Below are 18,031 nucleotides of genomic sequence, written 5' to 3' on the forward strand. Positions count from 1 at the left end.
CACCCTAATCACGCTCACCCTGCCCGGTCCCGGTTGGTGAGCCGGACGTGAGCGAGTAGACAGTGGCGGCGTCGGCCAGTTCGGCGAGCATCGAACCAAGATCGGCGACGGCCGCGGGCCGGGGTTCCCCGTATGCGTCGAGGTACAGGTCGCGACGGATCTCGATCATGACGGCGGCGACCCGGAGGTCGCGACGATAGTGGGCCAGCGGGACATAGCAACCGGCGTACGGGGTGTCGAACTCGACCGCGCCCGCCGCCTCGAATACCCGCCGCGCGGCCTCCGCGAGCCAGGGCGGGGTGTGCGTCGCGTCGGTGCCGACGCAGATCGGCGGGCGCGGCCGGGCGGCATTCTCGAATGCCGAGGGACGCGCCGGATAGGAGTGCACGTCGACCACCGCGGCAGCGCCGGTGGCCGCCAGCCGCTCGGACACCAGGGCGGTGACGGCGGCGGCGTAGGGATGGAAGTATCGCGCCAGGAGTTCATCGGCCGTCGGCCCCGTACCCGTGCGCAAAGCCGCTCCGCCGCAGGTGCGTTCGTACACCGCGCCGCGCCCGTGCCGCAGCATCGGTTCGCTCGCGTCGGGGAAGCGCTCGGGATCCACCACCAGGCGCGAGTAGCGGTGCACCGCCCGCCACGGCCGCCGCGCCGCCCGCTCGGTCGCCGTCGCGGCGATCGAATCGGTTGCGGTATCGGTGGATTCGGCGAGCTCGGCCGCGAGCGCCGACTCGGACAGGGCGATTCCGGCGCGCACGTCGGGCGGAATCTCGCGTCCCGCATGCGGCACGTGCAGCACCACCGGACTGGTCGGGTCGCCCGGAAGGATCACGCGCGGCTGCGTCATGCACGCACTCCCTTCGATGTCCCACGCTTGATGATACGCACATACCATCTTCGTGATATGTTCGTATCATCAAGCAGAAAGGGGAGATCATGACCAAGCTCGGACGGTTCACCGATGACGCGGCGCGGGCCGCCTATCTGCGCGCCTACGATGCCGTGGCGGCGGCGTGGCCGGTGCCGTGGACCGATATCGACGTCGAAACCTCCTTCGGCACAACACGTGTCCGCCGATCGGGGGCGGGGGAAGGAACGCCGCTGTTCCTCTTCCCCGGGATGCAGGGCAACGGATTGTTCTGGAGCCAGTTCATCACCGAGCTGGCACACGACCGCACGGTGTACACGCCCGACGTCATGGGCTGGGCCGGGCGCTGCGTGCAGACCTCTCCCCTGCGCGACGAAAACGAGATCGCCGAGTGGGCAGCCGAGACGATCGCCGGACTCGGGGCCGATCACGTCCATGTGGCGGGCTATTCCCTGGGCGGATGGCTGGCAGCCGTGGTCGCGGCCCACCGCCCCGACCGGGTGGCCAGTCTGAGCCTGCTGGAACCGGCTCCGGCCACCTTCGCGCGGCCGAGCTGGCGAGTGCTGTGGCGCTTCATGGTCGCCGGATTCCGCCCTACGCGGGCGAAGATGGAGAAGTTCAACCAGTGGATCGCTCCACGCACCCGGCTCACCGAGTCGGGTTGGGCAATGCTGTTGGCGAGCTTCGATTTTCGGCAGGGAATGCCGTGGGCGCGTCCGCTGCCCGAGGAACGCTTCGCCGCGATATCCGCCCCGCTGCTGGTCCTCTTCGGCGGTGACACCGTCGTGCACGATCCCGGATGGGCGGCCGACCACGTCCGTCGACTGCGGCCGGATGCCGATATCGAGACCTACCCCGGCGTCGGACACGACATGATCTGGGCGATCCCCGACCGGGCGATCCCCCGCTTCCTGGAATTCGTGCGCGCACACGAGCCCGCACGGGCCTGAACCCTCCCGAAATCCACCGGACGCGAATACCGGATTCTGGTAGGCAGGGACCATGACGAGTCTCGGCGTGGTGTTCCGGCCCCAGCTTCCCCCCGAACGGCTGCGCAATGCGGTTCGGGCAGCGGATGATTCGGGCCTCGAGGAGCTGTGGCTGTGGGAGGACTGCTTCCTCGAGGGCGGCATTTCGACCGCCGCGGCGGCACTGGCCTGGTCGGAGCGGGTGCGGGTCGGCGTCGGCGTGCTGCCGGTGCCGCTGCGCAATGTCGCCGCGACCGCCATGGAGATCGCCACGCTGGAACGCCTGTTTCCCGGGCGCGGGATCTGGGGTGTCGGGCACGGGGTCCAGGACTGGATGGGGCAGGTGGGCGCACGCGCCGCCTCCCCGCTGACCCTGCTGCGCGAGTATCTCGACGCGCTGCGGGGGCTGCTGCGTGGTGACCGATTGACCGTCAAGGGTCGCTACGTGCGGCTCGACGATGTCGGCCTGGATTGGCCGCCCGCCGCCGCACCGCCGATGCTGGCCGCCGCTACCGGACCCCGCACCCTCCAGCTGGTCGGCGCGGCGGCCGACGGCGTCATCCTCACCAGTTCCACTCCCGCCGACGGCATTCGCGAAGCCAGCCGGATCGTCGCCGCCGCTCGCCCCGAATCCGTTACCGGCCAACCCTTCCCGATCGTCGTGTACCTCCTGGCCGCGACCGGCCCGAACGCCGCCGACCGGGTGGCCGCCGAACTCCGCGCCCAGGGACGCGATGCCATCGCGGGCATCGGTGTGGCCGGGGACGCCCACGCCGTCGCCGACGCCGTCATCCGCTGGTCCGAGGCGGGTGCCACCAGCGTCATCGTCGAACCCACCGCCGACGAGCCCGATCCGGAAGGGTTCATTCGCTTCGTCGCCGACCGGGTGCGCCCCCTGGTCCCCTGAAACACGACGGCAGCGTCCCGGTCGGCACCGCGGCGTCGCCGGCGGCCGCGAGCTCGCGTCGACCGGCACGCCGCCGCTCCCGGGAACGCCGGAATATGGGCGACGCCACAGCGTGCCGCCGTCGCGCGGCCGAGCGCGCTGTCGCCGCGCGGCCGGGAACACCGCCATCACGCGGCCGCGCACACCGTCGCCCGCGCGGTGACCCACGCCGTCGACACACGGTCACCTACACCGCCATCGCGGGCTGAACACACGGCCATCGCGACACCTGGCCATCGCGCCGCGACAGGCTGGCGCACGCGAATCGTCGCCGGGAACGACACCGGGACAGATCTGCGCTAGCGCGGATCCAGTCCCAGCGATCGGGCGAGATGCTCTGTCCACCAGCGTATTTGACGGTCCGAAGTATCGGCCGCCCGGCCGGTGAGACCGGCGCTGCGGCGGAACGGTGCGCCGTACAGTGGTTCGGTGGCGAGTGCCTGATGCAGGGCGGCGACGGCCAGCCGGGTGTCGTCGATCGGAATGTCGGCGGCATCGGGTCGCAGCGCGTGCAGGGCGTCGACGACCGGAGCGAGCATGCCCGATTCCGTATCCCGCCAACCGGCGGCGTGCAGGGCGACGGCCAGTTCGCCGTACCCCTGTCGATAGAAGCCCGCCAGCGCCTCGACCAGTTCACCGAGGTCGGCGCCGCGGTCGAGCCACGAGTCCAGCACCTGCCGCAGTCCGGCCCGGATCTTGCGGCCGCCGTGGCGCAGCAGGGCCTCCAGTAGCCGGTCCCGATTTCCGAAGTGGTGGTTGACCCCCGCGTCGGTCATGCCGACCGCGGCCGCGACGGCACGGACCTGGACCGCGGCCACCCCGCCCTCGGCGAGCAGCCGCTCGGCGGCGTCCAGGATCAGCCGACGCGCTTCGTCGGGAGCGCGGCGTACACGTGATGCGGTCACGCCGCCACCTTACCTTGACGCGCCAAAGCAACCCGCCTACGGTCTACCTTGACACCGCAAGGTAGGAGGAACGGCCATGACCGACCCAGCCACTTCCCGACCCCGACGCCTCACCCGCCCCGACTCGGTCGTGCTGCACGGCGAGGAGATCGGCACCGGACCGTCCGTCCTGCTGCTGCACGCCGGTGGCGAACAGCGACAGGTATGGACCCCGGTGACGACGCTGCTCTCGGCGGCGGGATTCCGGTGCGTGGCCTACGACCAGCGCGGCCACGGCGAATCCGGCGGCGAGCGAAAGACGTTGGCGCCCTGCGCTGCCGATGTCGGCGCGATGGTGCTCGCCGAACCCCCGGGCTGTCTGGTGGTCGGCGCGTCCCTGGGCGGACTCGCCACCCTCGCCGCCCTCGCGGATCCCGCGGTGCGCGACCGGGTGGCGCGGTTGGTCCTGGTGGACGTCGTCCCCGATATCGACCCCGCCCGCGCCCGCCGCTTCCTCGCCGACGCCGGTGTACTCGACGGCTACACCGAACTCGTCGACGACATCCTCGCCCAATTGCCGCGCCTGCGGCAGCTCACCGCCACCCTCGACCTTCCCCTCCGGCTGGTCCGCGCGGGCACCGACACACCGCTGTCCGACGACGACATCGCCCGCTTCCGGCACACGGCCCCCCACGCCACGGTGACCGAGATCCCGCAGGCCGGACATCTGGTGGCCCGCGACCAACCCGCGGCCCTGGCGGCCGCCATCGCCACCGAATGCCGCCACCTCCGACTCGGGCGCGGTATGGGCGGCCGGGTCGCCGCGCGGAGCCGCGTCGGCGGGGTGTGATCACCACGGCCACGACCGCGCCGGTCCGCGCAGGTCGACGATGACCACACGGCTCATCGCCGCACTCGTGGAGATCGGCCACGCGAACCGAATCCGACCATGACGCCACGCGGCGCCCCGACACGGGACCCCGCCCACCCGAAGCCGCGTCTCGCGACCGGTCGTGACTACAGGCCCAGGCCGCGGGCCAGGACCGGCCAGGAGTCGATGAAGTCGTCGTGCCAGTAACCCCAGGAGTGGGTGCCGGAGGGACGAAAGTTGTAGGTGGCGGGGATGTTCAGGGCGTCCAGGCGGGTTTTGAGATTGTGGGTGCAGTAGTTGGCCGCGCCCTCGATGACGCCACCGACGAGCAGTTGGTTGGCGAGGACGCGGGGGCCGCTGCCGGCGGAGTATTCGCTGTCCAGGACGTCGTGGATGCCGGGGAGACCGTTGCCGGTGGACAGGTACAGGTCGAGGCCGCGGAGCCCGTCGGCATGGACGACCGGGTCGTTCTCGGTCCAGGCGGGGGCGCCGACGGGGCCGTACATATTCTCGACATCACCGCCGCCCCAGACCTCCACGGCCAGCTTGATGAACTCGCGTCCGACCGGGTCGGCGGACTGCGCGCAGCCGGAATAGGCGGCGACCGCGCGGTACAGGCCGGGCTTGTGGATGGGAAGATTGAGCACTGCGGTACCCGAAGTCGACAGTCCGGCAACGGCATTGACGCCGTTGGTGCCCAGTGCGGCATCGATGAGCGGGGGCAGCTCCTCGGTGAAGAAGGTGCGCCACTTGATCTTTCCGCGCTCCGGGTCGGGTGCGATCCAGTCGGTGTAGTAGGTGAACGCACCACCGATCGGCTGCACCACGTTCACGTTCTTGTCGGCGAGGAAGCCGGTGACGATATCGGTTTTGGTCTGCCAATTCGCCGTACCCTCACCGCCGTCCGCGCCATTGAGCAGATACAGGGTCGGTCGCGGCACCGAGGCGTCGGCGGGGCGCTGCACATCGACCGGGAAGTACTGCTCCATCGCGGCCGAGTACACGAACAGTCGGAGCGTGCGGTCGTCGGTGAAGGTCACCTTCATGATTCGCGAACCGTTCGGCGTGACCGGATCGGCCAGCAGCTGTCGCGAGTCCATGACCGGATCGCCCGCCGCGGCGGTGGGCGTCACGAGTCCGATTCCGGCTAGCGCGACGAACGCGGCGATCAGGGCGGCGGCCCGCCTGCCGTACGGGAGGTGTCGACGAATCACCCTGGTACCGTAACCGCCCCGCTCAGCCGTGCGGCCCGGTATCGACGCCCGAGGCGCGGAGATAGCTTCCGAGCTGCCCGGCCGCCTCGAGCATGGCGACGCCGCGCGCGGTGAGCTGCCGCTGCCACCCCGCCAGGGCCGCGGCCAGCCGGTCCGTGCCGCCCGCCGCGCGAATCTGCTGGACCACCGTCGCGATGTACGCCAACGGGTATCCGCCGCGCCGGAGCAGATGGGCCAGTTCGGCATCGCGTACATCGGCCGGGCGGTACAGCCGATAGTCGGTGACCGGTTCGCGATCCGGAGCCAGAATGCCCGCCTCCTCCCAGGTGCGCAGGGTCGCCGGGGTGAGTCCGAGCATTCGGGCCAGCTCGCCGATGGTCCGGGTACCGGTCCGCCCCATGGCCTCGCGCGGCGCTGCGGCGAGTTGCTCGACCGCCGCCCGCACCGACACCAGCGTCTCGCGGTCGCGCCGCAACTGTCCGTGGCCGCCGTCGATGACCGTCAGCGCGTCGTCGAGCGCGCCGTCGTGGATCGCATTCATGATGCGCCCGCTCGCCGCGTGCCCGAAGGCGGGAATCAGCGCCAGGTAGGCGCGCAACGCCGCCGCGTGCGTCTCGGTGTAGACCCGGTAGCCGCTGGGGGTGCGCCGCGCGGGCGGCAGAAAACCGTCCCGCTCGTAGTTGCGGACGGCCTGGGTCGAGATGCCGTGCTCACGTGCGAGGTCGGCGGGGCGCAGAGTGACCATCGGTTTGAGAGTTTACCTGCCGAATACGGGGTAACCGGTGGGCAAGTTTCCACAGAGGTTTCAACGATACGATTGAAATACATGAGCCAGGACATTCGAGACTTCCTCACCCCGTCATGTGAACTCGTGGGCCTGGGTGAACCCACGCATTTCGAACCCGCCTTCGCGCGGCTGCGCAACGACCTGTTCGCCCGACTGGTGGAGTGCGGCTTCCGCTCCGTTGCACTGGAATCCGATCGCGTCGCCGGTTTCGCCGTGGACGACTTCGTCCAGGAGGGCGTCGGCGATCTCGATACGGTGCTGCGCGAGGGCATCTCGCACGGCTTCGGCGAGCTGGAGGCCAATCGCGAGCTGGTCGTCTGGCTGCGCCAGTACAACGAGGGCCGACCGCCCGAGCAGCGGGTGGCCTTCCACGGCATCGACGCCCCGCTGGAGAAGATGAGCGCCCCCAGCCCCCGCCGCTACCTCGAATTCGCCCGGGACTACCTGGAACTCGATCTCGAGCTGACGGATCTGCTCGGCGAGGACGAACGGTGGAGCCGCACGGAGGCGGTCTTGGATCCGACGGTGTCGCCGGGCGCGACCGCCGAGGCCGCGAAGCTGGCGGCGATCGGTGACGACATGCTCAGCCAGTTGTACGGCCGCTCCCCCGCATTGATCGCGAAGACCTCACGCGCCCGGTGGCTGCGCGCCCGAGCCCACCTCACCGCCGCGCTCGGACTGCTCCGCTACCACCGCCAAGCCGCCCGCCCACTCCAGCCCGAGGCCCGCATCTCCCTGCTCAGCAGCACCCGGGACGTGCTCATGGCGCAGAACCTGCTCGAGATCCGCGATATCGAAGCCGACCGCGGCCCCACCCTGGTCTTCGCCCACAACAGTCACCTGCAGCGCACGCAGACCCATATGCCCATGGGCGAACTGGATGTCACCTGGTTCCCCACCGGTGCCATCGCCGCCCAGTTCCTCGGCGACCACTACACCTTCATCGCGGGCAGCCTGGGCCACAGCGACGCCATCGAACTGCACGATCCCGCGGCCGACACCTTCGAGGGCTTCCTCCAGCACCGCTTCCCCACCTGGGGCCTCCTACCCACCCGCGACCTCCCCTCCGCCCGCGTCCGCACAGACGTCACCCAACCGCAGGGCTATTTCCCCCTCGATCAGTCCATCCTGGAAGGCACGGACGCGGTGCTCCACATCGCCTGAACCCTGTGCCCGAGTCCGGGGATTCCAGGGCCGGGCGTGCGCGTGTATCCGAAATCAGCTCAGTTGCTGTCGGAGAACCTGACCGTAAGGGTCCACGGAGATGCTGGCGCGATGCTCCTTCTGCCCGATCGCGACGGCGATCCACACAATGGCCCAGAGGAAGCAGGTCAGGATCGTCAGGAGCAGGTGCAGAACATGATTCGGCTTCGACCCGGTGACGATGATCGCGGAGGTATCGGTCTGGGATTCGACGCGCCCACCGCGCGCAACCTCGCTGGCGACCGCCATCGCCAGCGTCTGGCGCCGCTGATCGAGCGGCATCTCCGCGAGCGGCCCCATCGGTGGACCGTACTGTGGCCCGGCCATCGGGATTTGCGGCTGGCTCGGCTGATGCGGGGCAAGCCAGTTCTGTTGCGACATGTTCGGATCGGTCAAGTTACCCCCAGAGGAACCGGTACGGAGTGATCGCTACCTCCACCGCACGGGAGCAGCGGTGCGGGAAATAATCCTCGTCAGAGTGATGCCACGCCAGCGACCGGCCAGCATCTGGCACGAATAGTCAGACCTACTGCCCTCAGCCCCGGGGCACCACCCCGCGTGGTTCGAGCTCTCGTGCCGGACCGCGTAGGCTCCCTGCCGTTAGTGCTCGGCAAGTTCAGCTGTACGCGGTAGGGGTTGCGCAGGCCGGCTCGCACAGCACGTGCAGCAACAGGTGTTCAGCGCTCATGCGGGGGACTCCTTCGGCCGCGGAGCATTCCGCACTGCCGGAGACCCCGCGGTTCGGAATCGAAGAGCGGTTGTCGACACGCCAGAATCAACTCGCGCTACGGGACCTGGCCAGGCAAGCTCGCCCCATGACTGGCACTTCTCCAGCCCGCTACGACCGATCCGTACTGCTGGGTGCCTACCTGGATGCGGTAGGAGAGTTCTCGACACTCGGAGGCAAGACCGGAGTGGAGGCCGAGGCCGCGTATGCGAGTTGGTCCCCCGACGCGGTCATCCGTTCGAAGGCTCATCTGGCCTACCTCGCCGGTCTCGAGAAGCTGTTCGGCGTCGATCTCGGACTGCCCGACCCCATGTCGGGTTCCGGCGACATGCGCCGGCGTGTGCTGCTGACGCTTCTGCTGAAGGCGGCCCGGTCGTATCGCGCGATCGGAACGCCACTCGACGGGTACATGGAAGCCAGCTTGCTGGTGCGGGCCATGGAAGACGCCGGCATCGCGGACGCGGTCACCGACGGCTGTGCTCGCATGCAGAGCCCCGCCCGCACACTGCGGCAGCAACATCTGGAAGTACTCGACACCGTTCTAGCCGGATTGCTCGGCGAACGTGCGGATGCGAGCTATGAACTCGACGACCCGGTCGCCGCTGAGATCGTCGTACCCGAGCCCTGGGATCCGTGGGCGGTTTAGTTCCCACCGGCAGGCTCCGTCTCCTCCACCGAGGGTGACGAGAAGGGTGAGCAGGGCGAATCCCAGGCCGCGGCGGACGGGGGACCACATCGGGCGAGACCGCGGTGAGGTTGGGTATCGCACCGGAGAATCCGCCGCAGGCCAGGGCGACCAGGCCGGCACGCGCCGGAAGGTAACGCCGATGACTCCCGCGAGCCCGGAAGCGGTGTCGTAGCCGAGGCCCTCGGTACGCTCGAGCACTGTCGGGAGCGATCCGCTACACCGCCCGGAATGTGATCATGTGGAATCGATCTCACCCATCCGGATCCCCCGCCGCGGTCGCAACCTGCGACCTTGGCTGGTAGAGGTCCTCCGTGCCTGGCGGCGGCTTGTCGCTGTCGCGCTGAGACTCGATCAGGTCGGAGAACGCAGACCCGCGACAATCCGCAGCCGAACGTGCGCTAACCGCTCAGGTTCGACAGGCGATTGCGGCGCACGACCTCCTCGTGCAGGGCCGCCACCCGGGGTGGGAGCGCGCCGGGGTCGCGCAGGGTGGGCCGGGGCATGGGGGCGACGTCGGCGTCGATCATGGTCAGGCGGATCACGGCGCCGGGCCGGTCCAGCGCCCAGGAATGCGTATGTCCCGGGCGCGGATAGGTTTTCGCCTCCGAGCCGTAGACGAAGCGGGAATCGTCGGTGACCAGTTTGAAGCGGCTGGCCATGCCCTGGGATTCGGCCTCGCTGCGATTGCCTGGATTCGGTAGGGAGAGCGCGTCCTGCACCGCGCGCAGCAGTTTGTCGCGGTCGGGAGTCTGCATGGCGGGGATGCGGGGCGGGCACTCGGGGTCGAGTCCGGCGATCCGCTCCGACTGGTCCTCGAAGCGCTGCGGGAACGGCAGGGTGAAGCACACGTCGATATGGACCGGTGCGTCGATGGGCTGCCAGCGGATACCCACTCGGAGCAGGGCGTCCGCGGCGATGGTGTCGCGCCAGACGTACATATCCTTGTCGGCGGCCCGGAGCTGACCGGGGCCGATCGCGACCATGGAGCCCTGGGTCTTCGGAATGCCGTGGGAGACGATCCATATGGTGCGGTCCGGCACCCCGGCCATACCGCCGAGCCCGTACTCGGTGACCTCGCCGTCCCCGACGGCGGCGTCGAACCGGGCCGCCCGCTTGCGAGCAGCCGTGGAGCGCTGGCGGGGCACCCGACCGGTGGGGGCCGTGGGCTGGGACGCTCCCGTCGGCTGGGCGCTCGTCCTCGGCTGGGTCCTCGTCGACCGGGCCGGTGTGGTCGGCTGGTCCGACGTCGGCGGGGCGGCGGCCGTATGCCCACAGCGCGGACAGCGGGGCGTATTCGTCCCGACCAGGAAACCGCACCCTTCGCAGATGCGGCGCCGGCCGGAATCGATGAGCGCCTGCGCGTCGAACACCGCCACCGTCGCCTACGCCTCCGACTCGCGGGTGCGGCGGGCGGGACTCGGCGGGTGGCTGCGCACGGGCGATCCTTTCGACGGGCGGTGATGTGCCGATTCTCCCCCACGCCTGCGACACGATCGGCCAATCACCCCGCGGAGTGTCACATGGCGACCCGCGTGGACTCCGCCAGATACAGGCGATCCGACGACCGCACCGCGAACGCGGTGTAGAACTCCGGCATATTGCGGACCACCTGGTTCACCCGGAATTCGGCGGGTGAGTGCGAGTCGAGGGCGAGCATGGTGGCCGTGTACTCCGGGCTCGCCGCTTCCCGCCACATGCGGGCGTAGGCGAGAAAGACCGGCCGGTAGTCGGGGGTCGCAGTGCCGCGCCGCCGTTCGGCCAGTCGGAAGGCGGCCAGCGCCGTGGCCATACCGCGCAGATCGGCCAGATTCTCGATCACGGTGAGCGCCCCGTCGACATGGTGTTCCGGGGCGAGCCCCGCCGGAACCAGCGGATCGTACTGCTCGATCACCAGCCGGGTCTTGGCCTCGAACGCGGCCTTGTCCGCTGCGGTCCACCAGTCGCGCAGACTGCCGCCGGCGTCGAATTTCGAGCCGCCGCTGTCGAATCCGTGGCCCATTTCGTGGGCGATCACCATGCCGATGCCGCCGTAGTTCACGGCCGCGTCGGCGTCCGGGTCGAAGAACGGGGGCTGCAGGATGGCCGCCGGGAGGCAGATGTGGTTCAGTTCCCAGCTGTAGCTGGCGTTCACGTCGGCGGGGGTCAGCATACTCCACTCGGCACGATCCACCGGTCGGCCGAGTTTGGCCAGCTGCCAGCGGAATTCGAAGGCGTCGGCGGCGCGCAGGGCGGCGATCAGCGGGCCGTCGGGGAGGTCGAGACCACTGTAGTCGCGCCAGTTCTCCGGGTAGCCGACCAGCGGGACGACCCGGTCCACCTTGGCGAGCGCCTCGCGGCGGGTGGCGTCGGACATCCACGTGGTCTCCGACAACGCGGTGCGGTAGGCGCTGAGCAGGTCGGTGACCAATTCCTCGACGAGTGCGCGGGATTCGGCCGGGAAATACCGTTCGGCGTACCGGCGGCCGAGGGCGTCGCCGAGCCGCTCCCGGATCACTCGCAGAGCGGTTCGCCATTGCTCCCGAGGTTGCCGGGTGCCTTGCAGGGCGCGGTCGAAGAACTCGAAGTGCGCCTCGGTGAACGGGGTGGACAGGGTGGGCGCGTAGCGGGTGACGACCAGCAGCCGCAGGTAGTCGCGCAGCGTGGCCGGATCGGTAGCGGCCCAGAGGCGAGCCATCGCGGTGAGGTGACCGGGCTGATCGGCCACGATCGTGTCGAACGCCGCCGGTGCGTCGGTCACTCCGGCCAGCCAGGCGTCCCAGTCGAAACCCGGTGCCAGTTCCGGCAATTGCCGCCACGCATACGGTTGGTAGGAGGACAGCGACGCGATGAGCTCCACCAGTTCCACATGGCCGCGGGCGATCTCGGTCTCCAACGCGAGGGTGCTGGCGGCGATCTCGGCCGGGGCCGCCATACCCGCCGCGGTGGCGATGCGTTCGAGATAGGTGCGGTACGCGCCGCGCTGGGCGTCGTATTCGGCGTCGAGGTAGAAGGAGCGGTCCGGCATGCCGAGTCCGGACTGTACGAGGTAGGCGCGGTGGCGACTCGGATCCTTGCGATCGGGCTGGATGCGGACGCCGATCGGTCCGGGTACGCCGAGGGTGGTGAGATTGCCCGCGATCCGCGCGAGATCGGTTTTGTCCGTGGCCTTCTCGATCTCCGACAGCAAGTCGGCGAGGGGTTCGATACCGGCACGATCGCGGGCGGCGGTGTCGAGGAAGCCGCGGTAGAGGTGGTGCAGCCGCTGCTCGTCGGTACCCCGCCGCGACCCCGACAGCTCCTCCAGCAGTTCCCGCAGCCGATCCTCGGTGCTGTCGATGAGTTCCTCGAACGCGCCGTAGGTCGGTTTGTCGGGAGGCAGTTCGAAGTCACGCAGCCACGCACCGTTCACATGCCGGTACAGGTCATCCTGTGGTCGGACGGCCGGGTCCATTCCGGTCAGATCCGGTCCGGTCGAACGGCGCGGTGCGGCCGACGAACATGAGGCCAAGGCCACCAGCAGCGGTACCGCCGCGGCCGTGCCGAGGAACCGACGCCGGTCCAACCGGCAGGGTCTGTGCGGATGCTCTCCCGAAACTCTGTCGCGCCCAGTCATATTCACGACAGTAGGGACGGCGGGTCGCGGTGGGATCGGGCTGCCGGATGATCTCCACCCTGACCCGACCCTGATCCGGCACCGAGTCTGATCGCGCCACGGCGGCTGGGCTTGGTTCGGTATCTACGGCTGGGCTGTTCGACTACTTGACGAGTTCGGCGATATCGCGATCGCTGAGTACCACCGGCTGCACCGCGTCGCGGTCACGGACCATGCGGGCGGCACGGTAGAGGGGCCGTTCCTCGGCCACCGCGTCGCGGGCCTCGGCGCGCAGCTGGTGCACCAGCACGCCCGATACGGCCAGCGCGGCGGCCAGCGGGCAGGCCGCCAGGGCGTCGGCCAGGCGGCGCAGCCCGAGCAGGTGGAGTTCGCGGCCACCCCCGGCATCGGTGTACATGGCCAGCGGGATGATGCGGGTGTCGGGCGCGGCGGTGACGCGCAGCACCACCCGGCTGAGGCGGCCGGAGTAGACCAGCACCTCCACACCGGTGGCGGCCGCGATATCGAGCGTATGTTCCCCACGCCAGGTCTGGGCATGGATCACGGTGCCCGCCAGCGACATTCGGCGGCGCTGCGCGGCAAGCGCGTACAGGGCGGTCGGCAGCCCCAGCACCAGCGCCACCGCCAGCGCGATCGGCCAGCTCACGAAGAGAGCCGACAGCAGGCCGACGCCTATCCCCACCCCCAGCGCGGCGAGCGCCAAACGGCGCAGTGCGGGGGCGTACATCTCGGGAGCGATGAGGTCCAGCCCCACCGCCGGGGTGGGCTCGACATTCGGTTGTTCAGTCACGGGTGCGCATTCGTCCAGGTGAGGGTGGGTGTACGTCCGCACGGACACAGCGGCCCGCACACCGACCGGGACGCTACCAGCATCCCCACCGCCCGCGCCCACCTTCACCCCGACACCACGAAACCCAACGCCCGCGCCACCCCGACACCACGAAACCCAACGCCCGCGTCACCCCGGCTCCAGGAAAACTCCCACACCGACCGCACCACTCAGCACACGGAAACCCCCACGCCCACTTCCACACCGACGCCATGAAACCCCCACGCCCACCGAACCGCTCGGCGGCACCGATATGGCGGCCGAGTACCCGTCCGTCGCCACGGACACGGCGCGCGCCCGCGTCCAGCGGCGCGCCGACGGGCGCGGAGGTGACGCTAGCCCGCACAAGCGGCACGAAACGCCCCGGGGAGGCGGGATCGCTGCCAGTGGCACCGGCTCGCGCGTTGCGCGGACGGCGAGCCGACGCCAAGGTCATCCCGCCGTGAACGGCCATGCCCCGGCACGCGCCGATGGCGTGAGCCGGGCAAGCAGCCCGCGATCACCCCGCCCCGAACCTCGCGCGCGACGCGGACGGCGAGCCGACGCCAAGGTCATCGCGCCATGAAACTCCGGCGGCAGATCGTCCTGGATGGAGGCGTCCAACGACACCTTGGCCAGCGCGCTGGCACGGCCGTGCCCCGGCACGCGCCGGTGGGGTGAGCCGGACGAGTGGCGCGGGATCACCCCGCCCCGCACACCTCGTGCGGAGGCGGGCGGCACGACCGTCACCACCGGTCATCGCGCTGGTTGGGCGGCTGTTGCCCCTGGACGCACTGGCCGGGCGGCTGTCGCCCTGGACGCGTTGGTGGCATGCCAGTGGGCGGGCCGCCCGACTCCACGCGAACCGCGTGAGCTGGGCACCGACGGTCGCGTGAGCCGGACACCGGCGGTTCCGACTGCCGGAATATCACTCGGTGGCCAGCGCCGCCGTCACCTCCGCCACCACATCGTCCAGGGCGACCTGGCGCTGCTCGCCGGTGCGCAGGTCCTTGAGGCCGATCTCGCCGTCGGCCACCTCACGGTCGCCGAGCACGAGCGCCAGGCGGGCGCCGGACTTGTCGGCCGCTTTGATGGCGCTCTTCATGCTGCGGCCGCCGTAGGCCAGGTCGGTGCGGATTCCGGCCGCGCGCAGTCGCGCGGCCAGCACCACCAGATGCTGTGTGGCGATATCGCCGAGCGGGACGCCGTAGACGTCGCAGCTGGCAGCGTCACCGGCCGACTTGCCCTCGGCCCGCAGGGCCAGCACCGTGCGGTCGACGCCCAGACCGAAGCCGATACCGGAGAGCGGCTGCCCGCCGAGCTGGGCCATCAGCCCGTCGTAGCGGCCGCCACCGCCGATGCCGGACTGCGCGCCCAGCCCGTCGTGCACGAATTCGAAGGTGGTCTTGGTGTAGTAGTCGAGTCCGCGCACCATGCGCGGATTCACCACGTACGGCACTCCGAGCGCGTCGAGCAGGCCGAGCACCTGGTCGAAGTGCGCCTTCGCCGATTCGGACAGGTGGTCGATCATGAGCGGCGCGTCGGCCACCAGTTCCTGCACCTGCGGCCGCTTGTCGTCGAGCACGCGCAGCGGGTTGATCTCGGCCCGGCGGCGGGTCTCCTCGTCCAGTGGCAGCCTGAACAGGAACTCCTGCAACAGCTCCCGGTACTGCGGACGACAGGTCTCGTCACCGAGCGAGGTGATATCCAGTCGGAACCCGGTCAGTCCGAGCGCGCGGAATCCGGCATCGGCGATGGCGATGACCTCGGCGTCGAGGGCCGGGTCGTCCACCCCGATGGCCTCCACGCCGACCTGCTGCAACTGACGGTACCGACCGGCCTGCGGCCGCTCGTAGCGGAAGAAGGGCCCGGCGTAGCAGAGCTTCACCGGCAGCTGCCCACGGTCGAGATTGTGCTCGATGACCGCGCGCATCACCCCGGCCGTCCCCTCGGGACGCAGCGTGTAGCTCTGCCCCTTGCGGTCGGCGAAGGTCCACATCTCCTTGCTGACCACGTCGGTGGACTCGCCCACACCCCGGGCGAATAGGGCGGTCTCCTCGAACACCGGCAGCTCGATATGCCCGTACCCGGCCAGTCGCGCGGCACGGATCAGCCCGTCGCGCACGGCGACGAACTCCGCCGAGGTCGGCGGCAGGTAATCGGGGACACCCTTCGGGGCCTTGAAGCTGCTGGTATCGGTCACGGCGTCCAGTCTAAGCTGTGTTCAATCTGCCCTCCGCTGCGCTCCGGGCGAGTTCGCGGCGCTGAAAGTCTCGGTTCTTCCCTCCCTCCGCTCCTCCGCTTCGCTCCCCCGCTCCGGTCAGTCCAGAACCGAGACGCGCCGCGAACCGACGAGTGCCACCCAGCGGTTGTACAGGATCGCCTCAGCAAGGGATGGCACACTCTTATGCCGATACAACCGACCACGGAGGGACCACCTAGTGCCGAGCAATGAACAGCGACGCGCTGCGGCGAAACGCAAGCTGGAGCGTCAACTGGCCAATCGGGCCGCGCGGGCCCGCAAGCGCAAGCAGCTCACCATCGCGGCATCGGCCTTGGGTGTCGTGGTGGCGGTGGCGGCGGGTGTCGGCATCTACTACCTGACCCGTGGTGACGACGATACGGCCACCACCGCTACCACGTCGGAGACCCCGGAGGCGTCGCTGGCCTCCGCGCCCCCGTCGGCCAAGCCCAAGCCGGAACTGGTGAACTGCACGTATCGGGATTCGGGCGAGGCGGCCCGTCCGGTGGACAAGCCCCGCGCCGAGGGCATCCGGACCACCGGCGACGACGCCACGCTGAGCGTGAGCATGCAGACCAGTCAGGGCCCCATCGGCCTCACCCTCAACAATGCCGAATCCCCCTGCACCACCAATAGTTTCGCGAGTCTGGCCAGCCAGAAGTACTTCGACGGCACCAGCTGCCACCGGCTGAGCACGTCGGGACTGAAGATCCTGCAGTGCGGCGACCCGACCGGCACCGGTATGGGCGGTCCGGGCTACGCCTTCGACAACGAGTACCCGACGGACCAGTACGCCCCCGGCGACCCGACCGCCCAGTCGGTGCCGGTGAAGTACCAGCGCGGCGTCATCGCCATGGCCAACAGCGGCCCCAGCCCGGACGGCACCGGCACCAACGGCAGCCAGTTCTTCCTGGTCTTCGGCGATTCGCAGTTGCCGCCGCAGTACACCATCTTCGGCACCATCGACGAGACCGGCCTGGAAACCCTGGACAAGATCGCTGCCGCCGGCGACGACGGCTCGATGGAGCCCAGCCCGGGTGGCGGTAAGCCGAACCTACAGGTCACCCTGGAATCGGTGCAGATCGACTGATCCGACAGATCGGTACCGCTCACGGGTTTAATCGAACGGCCCGGTGGGTACTGCGGAATCGACTGACCACCAGCGACATTCGGCCCCGGCGCACCTGGTGCGCCGGGGCCGGTTCTTTTCCGGTGACCGGCCCGAAACCCATGATCGAACCTTCGGCGTAAGGGTTTCCTAACCAAAGAAAATCCGAAGTTTTCCGGTTCATGTCGGAATTGTGCGATATATGCTGGATCGCGACGCGCGCGTACGGCGGTATCCGAGTTCTCGCTGGTAACCTCATAGAACGGAGTACGAAGCGGCGTAGTAATCCCATCGGGCGACCCCCACCGGGCAAGTGCCGCGCCTCGAGTGCTCCCGGTGTCCACGTTTGCAGGCGGGACACCGCTACCCGAACCACCGTTCGTGTGGCGATGTCCGTGACGAAGCACCACAATCATCCATAGTGATCACTGCAGCATCGGGGAGCAGGCAATGGCCGAGGAACTCGACGACATCGGCCGCGAAACCGCGGCGATGATGAGGCAAATGTTGCAGCTCGCGACACTTGTCGCGCTGCGCACCCGGGAACGTGGCCAGAAGGAAGCGGAAGCCCGCGTCAAGATGACCGAGGCCCGTCAGAAGGAAGCCCGTGAGCGTCAGCTCCGGGAGGCCGCTGACTCCAAGGCCAAGGATCCGCGCAATGTGGAACTCGCTCGCATGATCGAGAAGCCACCGCTGGACAAGGGCGTTTCGCTGGAGAAGGACCGTTTCGCCGCGCAGGCCGAGGCCACCCGCATGGCCGCCACGCAGGCAGCGATGTCCAAACCGTTGGTTCGATACGACTCCGTGGAGCGGCGTGCCGCCTTGGCGCAGCACCTGACTCGCATGGGCATCGCACCCGAGCTCGCCGCCGTGCGGATGCTGCTCGAGGTTGGGCAGGCGCAGTCGGCGGCCGACGCGGTACGGGCTCGACAGGAGGAGGCCGCGGCGGTACAGCGGCGGGCTCGCGAACAGGAAGCTCGGGGACTACAGCGCGTACGTTCCTGACACGGCGCTGAATCCTTCTTCGGTTACTTCCTTCTTCGGTTACTGGTCGGGGAGTGCGACGGAGCGCTCAGGCGGATCGGATCCGTTCTCGACAGACGATCCGCCAGCCGGCGACGGCGCTCG

General features: G+C 69.4%; 17 protein-coding genes. 8 read left to right on the forward strand and 9 right to left on the reverse strand.

Annotated features, from left to right (window positions below):
• Window positions 1-4: 4 nt before the first annotated feature.
• Window positions 5-844: an N-formylglutamate amidohydrolase gene (locus FOH10_RS17525; RefSeq protein ID WP_143981543.1), complete on the reverse strand. Its 840-nt coding sequence runs from the start codon at window positions 842-844 to the stop codon at window positions 5-7.
• A gap of 89 nt (window positions 845-933) precedes the next feature.
• Here FOH10_RS17525 and FOH10_RS17530 point away from each other — a divergent pair, with 89 nt between their 5' ends.
• Window positions 934-1,815, forward strand: a complete 882-nt coding sequence (locus FOH10_RS17530) for an alpha/beta fold hydrolase (protein ID WP_143981544.1) — start codon at window positions 934-936, stop codon at window positions 1,813-1,815.
• Window positions 1,816-1,867: 52 nt separating this feature from the next.
• On the forward strand, window positions 1,868-2,740 hold the full coding sequence (locus tag FOH10_RS17535) for an LLM class flavin-dependent oxidoreductase (protein ID WP_143981545.1): 873 nt from the start codon (window positions 1,868-1,870) through the stop codon (window positions 2,738-2,740).
• Between the two features lie 338 nt (window positions 2,741-3,078).
• Here FOH10_RS17535 and FOH10_RS17540 read toward each other — a convergent pair whose 3' ends face one another.
• A complete protein-coding gene (locus FOH10_RS17540; RefSeq protein ID WP_143981546.1) occupies window positions 3,079-3,684 on the reverse strand; it encodes a TetR/AcrR family transcriptional regulator in 606 nt (201 codons plus the stop codon).
• Window positions 3,685-3,760: 76 nt separating this feature from the next.
• On the opposite strand from FOH10_RS17540, the gene FOH10_RS17545 reads away from it, so the two are divergent.
• Entirely contained in the window at window positions 3,761-4,513 is a 753-nt protein-coding gene (locus FOH10_RS17545) for an alpha/beta fold hydrolase (protein ID WP_143981547.1), read from the forward strand.
• 167 nt (window positions 4,514-4,680) lie between these two features.
• Here FOH10_RS17545 and FOH10_RS17550 read toward each other — a convergent pair whose 3' ends face one another.
• Window positions 4,681-5,706, reverse strand: coding sequence for an alpha/beta hydrolase (locus tag FOH10_RS17550; protein ID WP_425326159.1), 1,026 nt, complete (start codon window positions 5,704-5,706; stop codon window positions 4,681-4,683).
• A 64-nt stretch (window positions 5,707-5,770) separates the two neighbouring features.
• Window positions 5,771-6,493 carry a TioE family transcriptional regulator gene (locus tag FOH10_RS17555; protein ID WP_143981548.1) on the reverse strand — a complete coding sequence of 241 codons (723 nt, stop codon included), beginning with the start codon at window positions 6,491-6,493 and terminating at the stop codon, window positions 5,771-5,773.
• Window positions 6,494-6,574: 81 nt separating this feature from the next.
• On the opposite strand from FOH10_RS17555, the gene FOH10_RS17560 reads away from it, so the two are divergent.
• Window positions 6,575-7,699, forward strand: a complete 1,125-nt coding sequence (locus tag FOH10_RS17560; RefSeq protein ID WP_143981549.1) for an erythromycin esterase family protein — start codon at window positions 6,575-6,577, stop codon at window positions 7,697-7,699.
• 54 nt (window positions 7,700-7,753) lie between these two features.
• Here FOH10_RS17560 and FOH10_RS17565 read toward each other — a convergent pair whose 3' ends face one another.
• Window positions 7,754-8,134 (reverse strand): hypothetical protein, encoded by a 381-nt coding sequence (locus FOH10_RS17565; protein ID WP_143981550.1) that lies wholly within the window; start codon window positions 8,132-8,134, stop codon window positions 7,754-7,756.
• A gap of 419 nt (window positions 8,135-8,553) precedes the next feature.
• Here FOH10_RS17565 and FOH10_RS17570 point away from each other — a divergent pair, with 419 nt between their 5' ends.
• On the forward strand, window positions 8,554-9,111 hold the full coding sequence (locus FOH10_RS17570) for a hypothetical protein (protein WP_143981551.1): 558 nt from the start codon (window positions 8,554-8,556) through the stop codon (window positions 9,109-9,111).
• 440 nt (window positions 9,112-9,551) lie between these two features.
• Here the strand turns inward: FOH10_RS17570 and FOH10_RS17575 are convergent, their stop codons facing one another.
• Window positions 9,552-10,298, reverse strand: coding sequence for a hypothetical protein (locus FOH10_RS17575; protein WP_143981552.1), 747 nt, complete (start codon window positions 10,296-10,298; stop codon window positions 9,552-9,554).
• Between FOH10_RS17575 and FOH10_RS17580 the strand changes: the two genes are divergently transcribed.
• Window positions 10,279-10,614, forward strand: coding sequence for a hypothetical protein (locus FOH10_RS17580; RefSeq protein WP_143981553.1), 336 nt, complete (start codon window positions 10,279-10,281; stop codon window positions 10,612-10,614). The two genes, FOH10_RS17575 and FOH10_RS17580, sit on opposite strands and share 20 nt — an antisense overlap.
• Before the next feature lie 55 nt (window positions 10,615-10,669).
• On the opposite strand, the gene FOH10_RS17585 is transcribed toward FOH10_RS17580, so the two are convergent.
• From FOH10_RS17585 to hisS, 3 genes are all read right to left on the reverse strand, one after another.
• Window positions 10,670-12,694 carry a M13 family metallopeptidase gene (locus FOH10_RS17585; protein ID WP_186000518.1) on the reverse strand — a complete coding sequence of 675 codons (2,025 nt, stop codon included), beginning with the start codon at window positions 12,692-12,694 and terminating at the stop codon, window positions 10,670-10,672.
• Window positions 12,695-12,887: 193 nt separating this feature from the next.
• Window positions 12,888-13,535, reverse strand: a complete 648-nt coding sequence (locus FOH10_RS17590) for a hypothetical protein (RefSeq protein WP_143981555.1) — start codon at window positions 13,533-13,535, stop codon at window positions 12,888-12,890.
• Between the two features lie 946 nt (window positions 13,536-14,481).
• Window positions 14,482-15,756, reverse strand: a complete 1,275-nt coding sequence (hisS, locus tag FOH10_RS17595; protein WP_143981556.1) for a histidine--tRNA ligase — start codon at window positions 15,754-15,756, stop codon at window positions 14,482-14,484.
• 238 nt (window positions 15,757-15,994) lie between these two features.
• Here hisS and FOH10_RS17600 point away from each other — a divergent pair, with 238 nt between their 5' ends.
• Both FOH10_RS17600 and FOH10_RS17605 read left to right on the forward strand, forming a co-directional pair.
• A complete protein-coding gene (locus tag FOH10_RS17600; RefSeq protein ID WP_143981557.1) occupies window positions 15,995-16,885 on the forward strand; it encodes a peptidylprolyl isomerase in 891 nt (296 codons plus the stop codon).
• A 468-nt stretch (window positions 16,886-17,353) separates the two neighbouring features.
• A complete protein-coding gene (locus tag FOH10_RS17605) occupies window positions 17,354-17,908 on the forward strand; it encodes a hypothetical protein (RefSeq protein WP_029924317.1) in 555 nt (184 codons plus the stop codon).
• The last annotated feature ends 123 nt before the right edge of the window (window positions 17,909-18,031 follow it).

This window comes from Nocardia otitidiscaviarum (assembly GCF_007362295.1).
GTDB lineage: Bacteria > Actinomycetota > Actinomycetes > Mycobacteriales > Mycobacteriaceae > Nocardia > Nocardia otitidiscaviarum.